Source organism: Bacillus sp. DX3.1 (genome assembly GCF_030292155.1).
In the GTDB taxonomy this organism is placed as follows: domain Bacteria; phylum Bacillota; class Bacilli; order Bacillales; family Bacillaceae_G; genus Bacillus_A.
On the sequence record NZ_CP128159.1, the window covers coordinates 187940 to 204807 of the forward strand.

At 34.6% G+C, this 16868-nt stretch carries 18 protein-coding genes and 1 pseudogene; 9 read left to right on the forward strand and 10 right to left on the reverse strand.

Features of this window, described 5'->3' with window-relative positions:
- Positions 1-114: 114 nt before the first annotated feature.
- On the reverse strand, positions 115-660 hold the full coding sequence (locus QRE67_RS27065; RefSeq protein ID WP_286125488.1) for a CGNR zinc finger domain-containing protein: 546 nt from the start codon (positions 658-660) through the stop codon (positions 115-117).
- 371 nt (positions 661-1031) lie between these two features.
- Between QRE67_RS27065 and QRE67_RS27070 the strand changes: the two genes are divergently transcribed.
- A complete protein-coding gene (locus QRE67_RS27070) occupies positions 1032-2234 on the forward strand; it encodes an MFS transporter (protein WP_286125490.1) in 1203 nt (400 codons plus the stop codon).
- Positions 2235-2665: 431 nt separating this feature from the next.
- Here QRE67_RS27070 and QRE67_RS27075 read toward each other — a convergent pair whose 3' ends face one another.
- Positions 2666-3223: an isochorismatase family protein gene (locus tag QRE67_RS27075; RefSeq protein ID WP_286125491.1), complete on the reverse strand. Its 558-nt coding sequence runs from the start codon at positions 3221-3223 to the stop codon at positions 2666-2668.
- A gap of 127 nt (positions 3224-3350) precedes the next feature.
- Complete coding sequence (locus QRE67_RS27080; protein ID WP_286125492.1) at positions 3351-3551, reverse strand: DUF1272 domain-containing protein; 201 nt, start codon at positions 3549-3551, stop codon at positions 3351-3353.
- 157 nt (positions 3552-3708) lie between these two features.
- Between QRE67_RS27080 and QRE67_RS27085 the strand changes: the two genes are divergently transcribed.
- Positions 3709-4077 (forward strand): Lrp/AsnC family transcriptional regulator, encoded by a 369-nt coding sequence (locus QRE67_RS27085; protein WP_353507093.1) that lies wholly within the window; start codon positions 3709-3711, stop codon positions 4075-4077.
- Between the two features lie 47 nt (positions 4078-4124).
- Positions 4125-4793, forward strand: a pseudogene (locus QRE67_RS27090) (IS6 family transposase); the annotation flags it as partial.
- On the opposite strand, the gene QRE67_RS28770 reads toward QRE67_RS27090, so the two are convergent.
- The 3 genes from QRE67_RS28770 to QRE67_RS27100 are packed head-to-tail and all read right to left on the reverse strand — an operon-like array spanning position 4714 to position 6007.
- A complete protein-coding gene (locus QRE67_RS28770) occupies positions 4714-5118 on the reverse strand; it encodes an IS3 family transposase (protein ID WP_353507089.1) in 405 nt (134 codons plus the stop codon). The pseudogene QRE67_RS27090 and the gene QRE67_RS28770 sit on opposite strands and share 80 nt — an antisense overlap.
- Positions 5040-5741, reverse strand: a complete 702-nt coding sequence (locus tag QRE67_RS27095; protein WP_353507094.1) for an IS3 family transposase — start codon at positions 5739-5741, stop codon at positions 5040-5042. Before QRE67_RS27095 ends, QRE67_RS28770 begins: the two co-directional genes overlap by 79 nt.
- Complete coding sequence (locus tag QRE67_RS27100) at positions 5684-6007, reverse strand: helix-turn-helix domain-containing protein (protein ID WP_286125494.1); 324 nt, start codon at positions 6005-6007, stop codon at positions 5684-5686. Before QRE67_RS27100 ends, QRE67_RS27095 begins: the two co-directional genes overlap by 58 nt.
- A gap of 241 nt (positions 6008-6248) precedes the next feature.
- Here QRE67_RS27100 and QRE67_RS27105 point away from each other — a divergent pair, with 241 nt between their 5' ends.
- On the forward strand, positions 6249-6788 hold the full coding sequence (locus QRE67_RS27105) for a CPBP family intramembrane glutamic endopeptidase (protein WP_286125495.1): 540 nt from the start codon (positions 6249-6251) through the stop codon (positions 6786-6788).
- Positions 6789-7260: 472 nt separating this feature from the next.
- Positions 7261-8430, forward strand: coding sequence for a serine hydrolase domain-containing protein (locus QRE67_RS27110; protein WP_286125496.1), 1170 nt, complete (start codon positions 7261-7263; stop codon positions 8428-8430).
- A gap of 409 nt (positions 8431-8839) precedes the next feature.
- On the opposite strand, the gene QRE67_RS27115 is transcribed toward QRE67_RS27110, so the two are convergent.
- Positions 8840-9100 (reverse strand): DNA-binding protein, encoded by a 261-nt coding sequence (locus tag QRE67_RS27115; RefSeq protein ID WP_286121021.1) that lies wholly within the window; start codon positions 9098-9100, stop codon positions 8840-8842.
- A gap of 65 nt (positions 9101-9165) precedes the next feature.
- Here QRE67_RS27115 and QRE67_RS27120 point away from each other — a divergent pair, with 65 nt between their 5' ends.
- The 3 genes from QRE67_RS27120 to QRE67_RS27130 all read left to right on the forward strand — a co-directional run bounded on the left by QRE67_RS27120 (position 9166) and on the right by QRE67_RS27130 (position 12728).
- Positions 9166-10587 (forward strand): IS4 family transposase, encoded by a 1422-nt coding sequence (locus tag QRE67_RS27120; protein WP_286121022.1) that lies wholly within the window; start codon positions 9166-9168, stop codon positions 10585-10587.
- A gap of 276 nt (positions 10588-10863) precedes the next feature.
- Positions 10864-11550 (forward strand): IS6 family transposase, encoded by a 687-nt coding sequence (locus tag QRE67_RS27125; RefSeq protein WP_098929416.1) that lies wholly within the window; start codon positions 10864-10866, stop codon positions 11548-11550.
- A gap of 521 nt (positions 11551-12071) precedes the next feature.
- Positions 12072-12728, forward strand: a complete 657-nt coding sequence (locus tag QRE67_RS27130; protein WP_286125497.1) for an IS6 family transposase — start codon at positions 12072-12074, stop codon at positions 12726-12728.
- Between the two features lie 239 nt (positions 12729-12967).
- On the opposite strand, the gene QRE67_RS27135 is transcribed toward QRE67_RS27130, so the two are convergent.
- The 3 genes from QRE67_RS27135 to QRE67_RS27145 all read right to left on the reverse strand — a co-directional run bounded on the left by QRE67_RS27135 (position 12968) and on the right by QRE67_RS27145 (position 16473).
- Positions 12968-13573 carry a TetR/AcrR family transcriptional regulator gene (locus tag QRE67_RS27135; protein ID WP_088099318.1) on the reverse strand — a complete coding sequence of 202 codons (606 nt, stop codon included), beginning with the start codon at positions 13571-13573 and terminating at the stop codon, positions 12968-12970.
- Entirely contained in the window at positions 13566-14429 is an 864-nt protein-coding gene (locus QRE67_RS27140; RefSeq protein ID WP_286125498.1) for an oxidoreductase, read from the reverse strand. Before QRE67_RS27140 ends, QRE67_RS27135 begins: the two co-directional genes overlap by 8 nt.
- 622 nt (positions 14430-15051) lie before the next feature.
- On the reverse strand, positions 15052-16473 hold the full coding sequence (locus QRE67_RS27145) for an IS4 family transposase (RefSeq protein WP_286121022.1): 1422 nt from the start codon (positions 16471-16473) through the stop codon (positions 15052-15054).
- A gap of 65 nt (positions 16474-16538) precedes the next feature.
- On the opposite strand from QRE67_RS27145, the gene QRE67_RS27150 reads away from it, so the two are divergent.
- Positions 16539-16799 (forward strand): DNA-binding protein, encoded by a 261-nt coding sequence (locus tag QRE67_RS27150; protein WP_286121021.1) that lies wholly within the window; start codon positions 16539-16541, stop codon positions 16797-16799.
- Positions 16800-16868 lie beyond the last annotated feature (69 nt).

The following is a 16868-nucleotide window of genomic DNA, read 5'->3' on the forward strand; positions in this document are numbered from 1 at the left end:
GAAAGTGTTCATTTGTTAAGTGTTTGCATTGACAACATAAGGAAGGAGGTGTCATTAGGAATCTTTTGTTATTCTTATTCTACGTTATATATTTGCACACAAAAATATTTATTCCTATACCTTTGAACTAGCTTTATTCTTTTTTCGATGTCGTTGCACTTTTGCTATGGTACCACATGATCTCCCTTTTGGTTCGGATGCATACATCCCACACCAACGCTTACTTCCATTTCGAGAATTATCATAAAAAACCCATTTGCAATCTGGACATGCTTTAAGACGCTTCCACTGACTTAAGGAGATGCTCTTAACAATTATAATCAAAATTTCACTAAAAAAGTCATGTTTTTTAATAGCATTATATTGAATATTATCAACATCTAAAATAGATATATTTATAGGGTAACTTGTTAACCACTTGGTTAAATTATCAACATTATTTGCTTCTAATGACATGCGAACATCTTTTCGAAATCGATGCACATCCTCTAGCTTACCAGAAAATCTAATACCACTAAAATTCTTTGATATAAAACATTTAATATCTTCTTCACAATTTAAATGTTCTAATGGTTTACGTGTATCATTTGGAATCTCCCAAGTATTTAGGAAACTACGGACAATTTCTAGCTCCCCTGGTGCTACTTGATTATTAATCAATCCTGTTCACCTCTTAATTTTTAACATTGACTTTATTATACAATCATTGGTAACATAATGAAAGAAAATGTTAACCATTAAACCTTAATGAAGGTTAACATTTTCAGATGGTAGTTAGACTTTTAAGGAGGTGATGTAATGTGTTATGAGATTCTTAAGTTAATAAGAAGTATTTTAACTAATAATCAAGATTACCATGATCACTTTATGAAAGTTGTACTATACACAATAATGCATAAATGAAAGTGTTCTGAATTTTTTTGTTTTTACCCAATATTTTAAAAATGTAAATTAGCACTATACAGGAGATTACATAATGAAACTAAGTGTTGCTGTAAATTTAGAAGAAAAAAGGAAGGGAGTAACAATAAATGATTAATACAAGAATTCCTGTTCCCATCAAGATATTACTTACAGCTGTGTTATTTATGAATACAGGCAGTTTTATGATTATGCCTTTTTTAGCACTGCATTTAACAAATGATCTCCACTTCTCTTCTTGGGAAGTGGGGACTATTTTAACTACAATCCTCGTTTCACAGCGTGGGCTACCAGTATTTACAGGTTTTATAGGTGATCGTGTAAGTCATACAGTAAATGTAATTTTAGGAGTGATGGTAAGAGCATTAGGATTTGGGGCGTTTGTTTTTGCTAACAGTTTTTGGTCTGTGGCTATTGCAGCATTTTTAATTGGCTTTGGAGGAGCATTATTTGATCCTTCTGTGACTGCTTTCTTTACATCGCAAAAAGAAAAAGTTCGAAAAAAAATATTTACTTACTTTAACCAAATGCTTAACACAGGAGTGATTATAGGTCCGTTAGTTGGAGCATTATTGGTTAAATTTGATCCAGTATACCCATTTACTATCGCAGGTATAGCTATGTTAGTTTTATCTTTTATTCTTTTTATCTATCGCAGTAGATATCCTAGAACTATTAAGGATAATCAAAAAGTATTATTAAGTTTGAAAGCCGCCATTTCAAATAAATTGTTTATATTATTTATATGTATAATGCCTTTGTTTTGGATCATGTTTGCTCAATTAAATATTTCATTTCCAATTAAAGCATATGATTTATCTGGTGATAAACAATTAGTGAGTTCCATTTTCATAATAAATGGGTTTTCGGGATTACTCTTAATGTTTTTTTTAAGAAAATTATTTATTAATCAAGATCCTATGATTATGGTGAAACTGGGTGTCTTGATTATGGGAGTAGCAATAGGGATGATTCCTCTTATGTCATCTATTTATTGGATGCTATTTTGTATTTTTCTTTATACGTTAGGAGAAACACTTGTACTGCCAGGAGCTGAAATGACGGTGGCACAATTTAGTGCTAACAAACCTGCAGGCTTGTTTTTCGGAATGTTTCAAGCCTGTTGGGCTTTTGGAGGTTCTTTAGGAAATTATCTTGGAGCTTGGTTAAATAAATTCAACCATATTTCCTGGTGTTGGTTAATATTTTTAGTGATAGGGGTTTTGGCTTCAATTTTATTTAATATGATACATCGTAGTATGAAGGAAAAAACCGAATTTGCAGAAAAACAAAATATTAGTTCATTAACTTGATTTAGAGTTACTTACATTTCATTTTGGTTATGTTCCATTTCACTTGTTTTTTTATATAAAAGTGTCTCACGCATAATTTACAAAATTGTATGTGTGCTCAATTGATGTTATAAGGGGTCACCATACATGCCCATCAACCTAAGATTTTGAATTGTCCCCAAAACGAAATTTCTATCTAAGAAATAAACCATTAAATGTAAAATTGAAATAAATGTATTTTATTTTAATTTCTTAAATACGTATAACCCCGTTCCAATTTTAGAACGGGGTTAAAATAAACTTTTTTAGTTTCTGGTGTGATATAATTCCATATTAAAAATATAATAACACACATTCGTTTAAATATGGTTTGGGTTATTCCACAATCACGCCTGATTGCTATAGATCAATAATTTTTTTGAGGTTCTCAATTTAACAGGGTAAATAGTGATTTATCGGTAATTGTTATGAATTGGTTGAAATAAATCCTCTTGGCTGGTCCGAACAACAGAAAAATTGTCAACATTGTAATGACCATTAAGTATTTCATTATGATGACTTATTATCTTTTCAGCAGATAGGATTGAAGAATCTGTCGTTGAATGACCATCCTCAACTAAAGTAACATCAAAATGATTCACCGTTGCAGTTCTAACCGCTGTGTCAATACAGTGTTCTGTTTTACATCCCATGATAACAAGATGTTCGATCTCGTTTTCCTTTAAAAAATCCATTAATAGTGTACCATAAAACGCATTTGTAGCTATTTTATCAAATATTTTTGCATTGGTTGGCACTTTTACTGTCTGGTGTATTTGAAAACCCGGACCTTTGCCATCAGCAACATCTTTATCCCTCACAAAGATAATCAAAGCATGTGATTCTAGTGCTTTATTAATAACCAAATTAACATTATCTAACAATGCTTCTTTATTAAGCACATTTTTAGTTTCGTTATTACCATCAACTAATTCTTGTTGGACATCAATAATAAGCAAAGCTTGGTTCAATATAACAACTCCTTTACACTATAATTTATATATATGTTCTCCATATCTTTCTTCATTCTAATAATCATAATATCGCCCCCTTTTATCTTTTGAACCTATTTCGTTACGAACCTAATAAGTAGTATTGTTATATGTTAAGAGAGCAGACACTACTAGATAGGGGTCTAGGTCTTTTAACAAGTTCTCCTTGACAATTAGGACATACATAATTCATTAATTTTGTACACTCCTCACAAAATGTACATTCATGTGTGCAAATAAAAGCCGAAGATTGCTCTTCAATCTTATTATTACATTTCTCACAACATTTCCTCATCTCAAGTCCCATTTTTATTCCTCCAATAACATTTTTTTCATTATATACATAAAATTATAAATATAATATAATTTTGTTTAAATACAAATTATTAGCTATTTCATCCAAAAGACTTAAAAAATTTATTCATTATAAGCGTTTTACTTTAAATAAAAAGGGGATGTTTAGAATAGACCATATTGACCAAAAAATTTTACATATTCTTCAAGAAGATGGACGTATATCTATGACTGAATTAGGAAAAATGGTGAACTTATCAACACCAGCTGTAAAAGAAAGAGTAAAAAAATTAGAGGGTAAAAATATTATTACAGCCTATAGGGCAGTTATAAACCCAGAGAAATTAAATAAGAATGTAACGGCTTTTGTTTTGTTTGAATCAAAAAAATATCAACAATTCAGAAAATTTTGCAAAGAAAATCCTATGGTTTTTGAGTGCCACAGATTAGCCGGACAATATAGTTATTTGGTGAAAATAGTCATTGAATCGGTGCAACATTTAGAAGAATTGGTTCTGGTGCAAAAAAAAATCTCTTAAACTTGGACATACTGATATTACTACTCTACAAAAGGTGTGTGATCAGTATGGAAAAGGAAAATGTATTCAAATGGAAGCATTACCAGCCTGAGATTATCCTTCTTACAGTGAGATGGTACCTACGGTATAATCTCAGCTTTCGTGATTTGGTAGAAATGATGGAGGAACGGGGCTTATCCATTTCTCATACAACGATTATGCGTTGGGTTCATCAGTATGGTCCTGAATTGGACAAACGAATTCGTCGTCACCTCAAGCAAACAAATGACTCGTGGAGAGTCGATGAAACATATATCAAAGTAAAAGGTCAATGGATGTACCTGTACCGTGCTGTCGATTCGAAAGGAAACACAATCGATTTTTATCTAAGTAAATCAAGAGATAAACAAGCAGCCAAGCGCTTTTTCAAGAAAGCCTTGGCTTTTTCATACGTGTCTAAACCTCGTGTGATAACAGTAGATAAGAACCCTGCCTATCCTGTAGCGATGCAAGAGTTGAAAGAAGAGAACCATATGCCTGAAGGCATACAACTAAGGCAAGTTAGATATCTTAATAATATAGTGGAACAAGATCATCGTTTTATCAAGAAGCGTGTGCGTTCTATGTTGGGATTTAAGTCGTATAAAACAGCAACTTCTATATTGAGTGGTGTGGAGGCCATGCATATGATAAAAAAGGGACAGATTGATCTACGGAATCTGGTCTTACCCCGTCAAGTAGACAACTGTAAAAAAGACTATGCAGCCATCGAAATTCGATATTCAATTGGAGCTCGATGGTTGAGTCTTTTTGAAATCGTTTGTAATTATAGTGATAGATGTAGGTTTCAATTGTTTGAATGAGTTCTTTCTCGTTTTGATAAGAATTAAGATTAAACATTTCAGATTTAAAATGAGAGAAGAATGATTCAATGCAAGCATTATCATGGCAGTTTCCTTTGCGAGAGTGGCTGCCGATGGCACCTAGTTGTTGAAGCGCATGATAATAAGCACGAGATGTATATTGGAATCCTTGATCTGAGTGGATGATGGTTCCATACACATCTCTTTTTGTGCTGCTAAACCTAATGTTTTTAGAACAAGTTGTAAATCATTGCGATGCGAGAGTTTCCAAGCTACGATTTCATTGTTATAAATGTCTTGAACGACTGATAAATAGAGAAATTTATCTTTGAATGACAAATAAGTGATATCTGTAACAAGTACCTCATTTGGCTTTCGATTTCGGAATTGTTGTTCTACTACATTTGGAAAAACCTTTGAGGATTTACCTTTGAAAAAGCGTCGCTTTTTACGGATGATTGATTGAATTTGGAGTTCTCGCATAAGTCTGTATACCTTTTTGTGGCTCACTAAAAATCCAGCATCTCGCAAGGCAACTTTCATGCGAGGATAACCGTATTCCTTGTGTTTTATATGAATAGCCTGAATCTGTTCACGCAGTGTATAATCTTTTGAAAGGCGTAATTGTCTTTGTATACATGTTGAGCGCCACTTATAGTAACTAGAGCGATTTAACTGCGCAATGATGACAAGCCATGTTACTTTATATTGAGAACGTAGTTCTTCAATAATCTCATACTTAGCTGTTTGGGCAAGAACACCTCCTATAGATTTGGATACCGCTTTTTTAAATACGCTACCTGAGCCTTGTAATATTCTAATTCCTCTTCAACACTATTGAATTTCGTACGAAGACGACCTTTCAAGGGGTTTTTTAAACCACTATTACCACCGTTGTTTCTTCGTAAATCTGAAATGTCGCCTGTTTCTTGATATTTCCGAACCCAATTCATTAACTGTGTTCTACTTTTCAGCTTATATTTCTTAGCTATAGCTGATTGGCTACCCTCACCATTTAAATAACTTTTTACAACTTGTATCTTTAATTCATTTGAATACGTTTGAAATGTATCTACTTTTTTAACCATAATAAAATCCCTCCAAGTAAAAGTGTAACACCCATGTCTATTCATGGTCTTTTTACACTGTCTACCTTAAGGGGATAATATCAATCAGTCTGTCCAAAATCAAAAAGAGTTCATTCACCAAGTGTTTGGACTTATAGCATAAAATACGATTCCGCTAGGAATCTACTATTATTCGTGTTCTTTTTCAAATGTTTGCACCAGAACCTTACTTTTATTAGCAATTGCAATGAGTTTTAATATATTGGAAGGTACAGCTGAAGCAACTGTATTAGAATCGAAAAGTGGTCTTCAATTGTTGGTAAGTAGTATTATAATCGCTGTAATAGCACCAATAGCTGAAGAGATTATATTTCGTGGATATTTATTCAACAGATTAAGCTTCAGATTAGGAATTAAAAAAGCAATTATCATAAGTTCTATTGTATTTGGAATTTTACATTTACAAAACATATTTGGAGCTACTATTTTGGGTATTAGTATGTGTGTATTGTATATAAAAACGAAGAGTCTTATAGTGCCAATTATTGTTCATATGGTATCTAATATTTTTGTAGTATTTAAAGATATTTCATTATTTATGAGTCCTTCTGAATCATCTACATCTTCAACAGCAGACTTAGATGTATCTATAGGTTTTATTGGTGCATTCTTATTCATTGGAATTGGATTACTATGGTTTATTCCTTTTATAAAACGCAATTGGAAATATTGTATTGAAAAAGGGATTCCTAGTTTTACATATGAATCCAATATAAAAAATAATGAGAAAAAATCTTTATAGTTAAGAAAATAAGAAGTACCACTACCTGTCTATCGAGCTAAGCTTCTAAATTATTCCTAAAGTGAAAACTACGTTATTCTCTCTATGATTATACTGAAGAATGGCGTTTTTTTTCGTTATGGGGGTACGGAAACATCTTAGCTTGATGGCGATGGGGTACGGAAAGGATTCGAATTTATATTCTTTCTCAATACATATCATGGATAAATAAAGTAAAATATGGGTTGGGGCTATGTCTCATGTTGTGTTAATCCTAACAATAACTAAGGGTACATAATATGCTTTCATACCTTTGAATAATTTTGTTATAGAAGGGATGGAGATTTAACTGGCTCAAATTGTTGGTATTGATAGATACCTTTGTACTGGGGCTTTAATCTATATGCGTGAGGGCCTTTCCCTAATTCTTGTCAGGAAGTAAGGAACAGTAAGCAAACACTTATACAATATGAATAGAGGAGAGGAATGCCATATGAAAATACGTAGTCAAATTACATGTGCAAGTCTGGCCCTATTAATAGCTGGAAGTTCCCTGTTATATACAACACCAACCTCAATTGTAAAAGCAGAGCCCACTCAAAATGTATCTAGTTCGTTACAAACAAATACTCAACGAGATCATACTTCCGTCAAGCAAGCAATGCGGGATACATTGCAACTTGGATACCCGGGGATACTTGCTAAAACTTCTGAGGGTGGAAAAACGTGGGGGTATGCCGCTGGAATAGCGGATCTGAGAACCAAGAAACCAATGAAAACAGATTTTCGCTTTCGCATTGGGAGTGTGACGAAGACGTTCACCGCAACAGTTGTACTTCAATTAGCTGGAGAGAATCGCCTGAATCTAGACGACCACATCGAAAACTGGTTGCCTGGTGTCATTCAAGGAAATGGATATGATGGTAACAAGATTACTATCCGGCAGATATTGAACCATACAAGTGGTATCGCTGAATACTCAAGGTCAAAAGACGCTGATTTTACGGATACAAAAAAATCGTATACGGCTGAAGAGTTAGTGAAGATGGGGGTTTCTCTGCCTCCAGACTTTGCCCCAGGAGATGGCTGGTCTTATTCAAACACAGGATACGTATTACTGGGCATTCTTATTGAAAAAGTAACCAGAAACAGCTATGCGGAAGAGATTGAAAATCGGATTATTGAACCACTTGAATTGTCGAATACATTCCTACCAGGCAACTCAAGTGTTATTCCAGGCACTAACCATGCCCGTGGATATGTCCAACCAGACGGAGCAAGTGAGCTAAAAGACGTTACTTATTATAACCCAAGTGCAGGTAGCTCTGCTGGAGATATGATTTCTACTGCTGACGACTTAAACAAATTCTTCTCTTACTTGCTCGGTGGCAAATTACTGAAAGAACAGCAACTAAAACAAATGCTTACTACAGTTCCTACAGGAAAAGAAGGAATCGATGGATATGGTCTTGGAATCTATGAAACTAAGCTTCCAAGCGGTGTCTCGATATGGGGACACACAGGTGGCATTCTAGGGTTTACTACTCTTGTTGGAGGTAAACTTGGAGGCAAGCATACGTTGGTCGTCAATTGGAATAGTTTGGGTAGAACTGACAGTCCTAATCCTTTTAAAAATATTTTACTTGCTGAATTTAGCAAGTAGGCCTCACCATATCAAAAAAAGAAAATTGTACGTTTAGACATAATTTGGACGCAATTTAAGGTGTTTACTGTACGCTAAGCCTATTATCCTATTAAATATGGTCTATTCGGTGCTGGAAAGTCGATATTTACTAAAATGTTAAGTGATATTTTTCCTTCAGCAATAGGGAGAGTGAACAAATGTCCTTAAAGGTATACTTTTACGAACATATAAAAAGAAGAATCCAAAATGGACTCTTCCTTTGAAATTTAAATGGGGAAGATTTAGATATGTCAGAGCATTCCTCAAATCATTCTGTAAGTAAATACCAGAGTGGCACCTCATTCCCTGAATCATTTCCGTACCCCATCGCCATCAAGTTAAGAAAAACGAGATACCCCCAAATCGAAAAAAATGAGGGTATCTTGTTTTATATATCCAGCTCAATTTCTTTGTTCATACAACAAAACTTGTACCTCTTCCCACTGTTACATGAACAACTCTCATAAATATTTGCTGGCCTTGAGCAATCTTTGATTGCTTTTTTTAAATCCGTCACATCTTCGTTGAATTCTAGTCCAACTATGTAGTAAAAATTGTATGCCTCACAAATCGCAGCCACTTTCTCTGCTCTTGCTTTAGACGAAACCTTTACGATGATAGGACGTTCTTTAGAACCTAGTGGATACATGTCTGCTTCCCTCTTTCCTTTTTCTTTCTATTGTATAAAATTTAAGAAAAAGCGGAGGGATATTTATGAAAAAACTATCTAGTTCTCAAGTGTTTCGACTGCTTTCAGAGGAATTACAACGCGTCTTTTCACCACAAGCATTAACAGAGCTTGCCAAACAAACTCAGTTTGTTCAACGTAACAGTAAATTCAGGGCACAAGATTTATCTGCCTTATGTATTGGGATGGGACAAGACATTGCGAGTTATTCTCTGGCTAGACTATGTGGAAATTTGGAATCAGAAACCGGCGTCCTGATGAGTCCAGAAGGACTAAATCTAAGGTTGAATGCACAAGCAGTGGAATTTTTACGCTCTTTATTCTCACAGTTATTACAAAAACAATTGTTATCCATGACATCTCTCTATTCCTCTTTTTCAGCATATTTTCGTCGTATTCGGATTTTAGATGCCACCACGTTTCAAGTCTCGGATCAACTTGCGACGGCTTATCCTGGTTCAGGAGGAAGTGGAAAGGCTTCTGGCGTAAAAATACAGTTAGAATACGATTTGCTGAGTGGGCAATTTTTACATGTTGAAGTGGGGCCAGGTAAACAAAATGATGTGAATTATGGGAAAGAGATTCAACATACTGTTGATTTACAAGATTTATGCATACGAGATTTAGGGTATTTTAGTTTAATTGATTTAGATGCAATCCAACAAAAAGGGGCGTACTATTTATCTCGATTAAAAATGAACACCAAAATATTTCAAAAAAATGAGCATGTTCTTACCTTTAAAAACGGATCCATTAAGAAAAAATATCAATACACAATGATTGACTTAGAAGCCATCATGAATCAGTTACAGCCGGGTGAATGTTATGAAATTCCTGTTGTTTATATCGGTCGGAGTTATGGACTTCCAGCACGAGCCGTGATTTACAGACTAACCCCTGAGCAAGAAGCACAACGTAGAAAAGATCGTGCATACAAAGAGAAAAAGAAGAATATGACTTTTAGCGATCGAACCAAAAAACTGCAAGGAATCAATGTGTACGTTACCAATATTCCATCGGAATATGTCTCAAAAGAAGCCATTCATGAATTCTACTCCCTTCGTTGGCAAATCGAAATCATTTTTAAAACATGGAAATCTATTTTTCATATTCATCACAATACAAATGTAAAAAAGGAACGGTTAGAGTGTCATATCTATGGAAAGTTAATTGCGCTCTTATTATCCTCTACTGTGATGTTTCAAATGAGGCAATTATTACTGGTCAAGAAACAAAAAGAGTTAAGTGAATGGAAAGCCATGTATATGATTCACGATTACTTTCGAACATTATATCGCCATATACAACTTCAATCGATCCAGTTAACAAAAAGTTTTCTTCGCTTGTTCCATTTACTTGATAAAAATGGACGGAAATCGCATCGATATCGAAAGAAAACGGTGTTTGATATTTTAGGTATTGCATACGAACAACATCTATCCAAGTAAGAAATGATATATTTTAAAAAATCTAGCCCGTAAGGGTTATTTATCATGCAGTTTTTTTCGATTTTTTATTTTTTCAGGGAGTAACAAGCAATTTTATAAATATACCTGTATTTATTTCTCGTTAACTTGATGGCGATGTTTCCGTACCCCTACAAGAGAAAAACGCCTTCAAATTAGAAGGCGTTTTTTATAGAGACACTTCATTATTTTGGGTTCTGTTGCAAAGTTTTCTAAAGTAAGCTAAACTCTGTAAAAAACAAACAAGGAGCGTAACAAATGGGATATTTTAAAGGAAAACAGTTCGAGAAAGATATTATCTTGGTAGCCGTTGGCTACTATTGTCGTTTTTCTTTAAGCTATCGCGATGTGTCTGAAATTCTCAAAGAACGTGGTATTTCTATTCATCCAACAACTATCATGCGCTGGGTTCATGAATATGGAAATCTTATCTATCAAATTTGGAAGAAGAAAAACAAAAACACATTGTTATCTTGGCGTTTGGATGAAACCTATATCAAAATTAAAGGAAAGTGGTGTTATTTATATCGAGCAATTGATAAAGAGGGACAAACACTTGATATTCAACTTCGTCAAAAACGAGACAAACAAGCAGCATATGCTTTTATGAAAAGACTCGCTCGAACTTTTGGAGAACCAACGGTTCTGACGACAGATAAGGCTCCTTCTTTAGCTTCCGCATTCAAAAAATTAAAGGAGATAGGTCTTTACAAAAATACCTTTCATCGTACAATAAAGTACCTCAATAATATCATCGAGCAAGATCATCGACATGTGAAACGTCGATTTTCCCGTTCCTTAGGCTTTCAAAGTCTTCGCCATGCCTCACGTACTATTAAAGGTATAGAAACTGTTCATGCCATATACAAACAAAAGCGAAGTCTTCAACCAAACTTCGTTTTTTCGACGTATAACGCATTACATGAATTATTAATAGTTTCATAAAACTGGTCCGCAATATTCCCCATCTCTTTATGTCTTCGGAAACTTTGCAACAGAACTATATTCTTCATAAAGGGGGTTTATTGATGAAGAATTCATGGAAAAAGTTTTCTTTAAGTATTCTCATAGCAGCTGTCCTTTTAATAATTTTATATTTTGTTGGTATGTCACTTTTTTGGAATCAACCCTAAATTAAAAGTGTTTTAAAATACAACTATTAAATAAATTATCCTTATGTTTACTTAACGAATATTCCGTCAATACTGTAGGTAGGCAATAGCCATAACTCATTTAAATGTCCCTAACTTTTCTCCTTTCCCCCTTGGAGAACCAGCCGAGCAGTTAGCTTTTGCTAGCTGCTCTTTTAATTTCTTTCCTGCGCTTCTCTCAGTTCATATTGTAAATCTCGTTTTTCTTCTTCTAACTTTTTTACCATTTCAATGATTCCATCGTAATAACGGTTCTGTTGCAAAGTTCTCTAAACCACGTTACATTTTAGAAAAAATGAGTAGGAGCACGACAAGATGAGATATTTTAAAGGAAAACAGTTTAAGAAAGATATCATTTTAGTAGCCGTTGGCTACTATTGTCGTTTTTCTCTAAGCTATCGTGATGTGTCTGAAATTCTGAAGGAACGTGGTATTTCAGTTCATCCCACAACGATTATGCGCTGGGTACATGAATATGGCAATCTGATGTATCAGATTTGGAAAAAGAAAAACAAAACGGTACAGTTATCTTGGCGTTTGGATGAAACCTATATTAAAGTCAAAGGAAAATGGTGTTATTTATATCGTGCCATTGACAAAGAGGGGCAAACGCTTGATATTCAACTGCGTAAAAAGAGAGATACACAAGCGGCATATGCTTTTATGAAAAGACTGGTTCGAACTTATGGAGAACCAACGGTTCTGACTACAGATAAGGCTCCTTCTTTAATTTGCGCATTTAAAAAATTACAGAGGATAGACTTTTACAAAAATACCTTTCATCGTACAACAAAATATCTCAATAATCTCATTGAGCAAGATCATCGACACGTGAAGCGCCGTTTCGCTCGTTCCTTAGGATTTCAAAGTCTTCGTCATGCCTCACGTACGATAAAAGGGATAGAAACGCTTCATGCCATATACGCCGAAAAGACGAAGTCTTCAATCAGACTCCGTCTTTTCGGCGTATAACGAATTACAGAATTTATTAACGGTTTCATAAAATTTGACCACACTCTTCCCATGTCTCTATGTGTAAAAAAACTTTGCAACAGAACCGAAAAAACAGTGAAGTATAAACTCACTGTTTTTTTAATGTACGTTAAGAGATATTTGTTCAGAAAACCTTAATTAATTGTTAATGAATGGTAACAAAATAAAATATACACCGCTCGGAGCATCGAACGGTGTGTTCTATCAAGATATAAAGATTATACTCTTATCCCTTTTATCACCACATCAACAATCGATTTTGCAAGGTTGTCGTCCAAAGGTGCATGTCCTGTAAGAAGTCGATATATCATAGGCCCATAAATTAAATCAATGATAATTTTAGAGTCTATATCGTTTCGAATCTCGTTGCGATCAAATCCCCGCTGCAACATAACTTGCACAGCATTTTGTCGACTGACTAGGAACCGTTCGCGAAATATGGTAGCTATATGAGGATCGTATTGACTTTCAGCAATGAGTTGGGTAAACACCTTACCAATAGGACTTTTATAAAACCGCATAACTGAAAGTAACTGTTGTAAAAAATCTTCACGTACAGATCCAGTATCAGGTATTTTAACCTCTGCTTCCATTTTAAATAGAAAAGCATCTATTGAAACTACATTCTTGTTTGGCCACCACTTATAAATAGTTGCTTTGCTAACCTCAGCACGGGCAGAAATCTCATCAACAGTTGTTTTCCGAAGTCCTTCTTCAAACAAAAGTTCAATAGTAGCTTTCAGAATACGCTCACTTACTTTATTGCTGCGGGGTCTCCCTCGCTTATGCTCAGAATTTGACTGTTTTACCTCGTAATTAACCAATTTGTTCATCCTCTATATTTGTGCTTAATGTGACAGTTTGCCAATTATTTAAATCTGTTTTGACTTGTTCAAGTTTTGTTTTTATTCGCTTTAGGGAATCAGGCCCCAAAACAAGTCTTAGTGGTGGATCATCAGCTGCAACAACCTTCAAGATAGCTGAAGCTGCCTTTTTAGGATCACCAGGCTGATTACCGTTACTTTCATTAGCCGTTTCTCGTGTTTGTCCTGAAGTATTTGTATAATCTTTAATAACTGTATTAACAGAACGCATAGAACTTGCAAGAAAATCAGTACGAAACATTCCTGGTTCGACAATGGTAACGTGAATACCTAAAGGTTTCACTTCTAACGATAACGCTTCCGATAATCCTTCCACTGCAAATTTAGTGGAATTATAGATTCCCCATCCTATAGAACCTGAAAATCCACCAACTGAAGAGATATTGATAATATGACCGGACCTTTGGGATCGAAGATGGGGTAAGACAGCTTGTGTTACAGCATGCAAACCAAAAACATTAGTAGAAAATACTTGTTTTACTTCCTCTGGGTTCGCTTCTTCCACTGCGCCTAACAGTCCATACCCGGCATTATTGACTAAAATATCAATATGCCCAAATTTTCCAATGGCTTTTTCGACTGATTCTTGGATTTGATAAGAATTCGTTACGTCTAAAGGCAGGATTAATAAATGATTATTATCTTGAAAAGATTGTGCTAAAATTTCTGGTTTACGTGCTGTAGCTACTACCATATCACCTTGTTCAAGTGCTGCCTCAACTAATGCACGTCCAAATCCTTTTGAAGCTCCAGTAATGAACCAGACCCTATTATATACAATGTTTTCCTTTTCCAATGTGCATACCTCCATTTTTTAGGAATTTTTACTGATAATTATATAGTAAACTAAACGTTTAGTATTGTATACTGTATTTATCAAAAATGCCAGAGAAAGGTTTTCACACACCAGTTCTTACGTTGTGGATGAAAACGGAATCCACATAATTTATGTTGAGTCTTTGTTAAGAAACTCGTATGTTTATGAACATAGGATAAAACTCAATAATATCAACGTTTTCTAGTTATAATCATGTTTATAAAGTGTGTAAACAATTCAATGTTCAATTAACCTCTGGTTTTTATCTTTCTGAACATGTATGTATCTTACAAAATGCTGTCACGATAAGGTTTTGTAGTCCTTAGCGTACAATTTTCCCAGAATGATATAGTGACCCCTATTAGTCATTTTACATTGGAAATAGAAGTGAAAGTATATACTACAAGCTGTAGAGGGGTTATACCATAAGAAAAAAACAACTCATCTTATAGGGATACGGAAACATCGCCATCAAGTTAACGAGAAATAAATACAGGTATATTTATAAAATTGCTTGTTACTCCCTGAAAAAATAAAAAATCGAAAAAAACTGCATGATAAATAACCCTTACGGGCTAGATTTTTTAAAATATATCATTTCTTACTTGGATAGATGTTGTTCGTATGCAATACCTAAAATATCAAACACCGTTTTCTTTCGATATCGATGCGATTTCCGTCCATTTTTATCAAGTAAATGGAACAAGCGAAGAAAACTTTTTGTTAACTGGATCGATTGAAGTTGTATATGGCGATATAATGTTCGAAAGTAATCGTGAATCATATACATGGCTTTCCATTCACTTAACTCTTTTTGTTTCTTGACCAGTAATAATTGCCTCATTTGAAACATCACAGTAGAGGATAATAAGAGCGCAATTAACTTTCCATAGATATGACACTCTAACCGTTCCTTTTTTACATTTGTATTGTGATGAATATGAAAAATAGATTTCCATGTTTTAAAAATGATTTCGATTTGCCAACGAAGGGAGTAGAATTCATGAATGGCTTCTTTTGAGACATATTCCGATGGAATATTGGTAACGTACACATTGATTCCTTGCAGTTTTTTGGTTCGATCGCTAAAAGTCATATTCTTCTTTTTCTCTTTGTATGCACGATCTTTTCTACGTTGTGCTTCTTGCTCAGGGGTTAGTCTGTAAATCACGGCTCGTGCTGGAAGTCCATAACTCCGACCGATATAAACAACAGGAATTTCATAACATTCACCCGGCTGTAACTGATTCATGATGGCTTCTAAGTCAATCATTGTGTATTGATATTTTTTCTTAATGGATCCGTTTTTAAAGGTAAGAACATGCTCATTTTTTTGAAATATTTTGGTGTTCATTTTTAATCGAGATAAATAGTACGCCCCTTTTTGTTGGATTGCATCTAAATCAATTAAACTAAAATACCCTAAATCTCGTATGCATAAATCTTGTAAATCAACAGTATGTTGAATCTCTTTCCCATAATTCACATCATTTTGTTTACCTGGCCCCACTTCAACATGTAAAAATTGCCCACTCAGCAAATCGTATTCTAACTGTATTTTTACGCCAGAAGCCTTTCCACTTCCTCCTGAACCAGGATAAGCCGTCGCAAGTTGATCCGAGACTTGAAACGTGGTGGCATCTAAAATCCGAATACGACGAAAATATGCTGAAAAAGAGGAATAGAGAGATGTCATGGATAACAATTGTTTTTGTAATAACTGTGAGAATAAAGAGCGTAAAAATTCCACTGCTTGTGCATTCAACCTTAGATTTAGTCCTTCTGGACTCATCAGGACGCCGGTTTCTGATTCCAAATTTCCACATAGTCTAGCCAGAGAATAACTCGCAATGTCTTGTCCCATCCCAATACATAAGGCAGATAAATCTTGTGCCCTGAATTTACTGTTACGTTGAACAAACTGAGTTTGTTTGGCAAGCTCTGTTAATGCTTGTGGTGAAAAGACGCGTTGTAATTCCTCTGAAAGCAGTCGAAACACTTGAGAACTAGATAGTTTTTTCATAAATATCCCTCCGCTTTTTCTTAAATTTTATACAATAGAAAGAAAAAGGAAAGAGGGAAGCAGACATGTATCCACTAGGTTCTAAAGAACGTCCTATCATCGTAAAGGTTTCGTCTAAAGCAAGAGCAGAGAAAGTGGCTGCGATTTGTGAGGCATACAATTTTTACTACATAGTTGGACTAGAATTCAACGAAGATGTGACGGATTTAAAAAAAGCAATCAAAGATTGCTCAAGGCCAGCAAATATTTATGAGAGTTGTTCATGTAACAGTGGGAAGAGGTACAAGTTTTGTTGTATGAACAAAGAAATTGAGCTGGATATATAAAACAAGATACCCTCATTTTTTTCGATTTGGGGGTATCTCGTTTTTCTTAACTTGATGGCGATGGGGTAC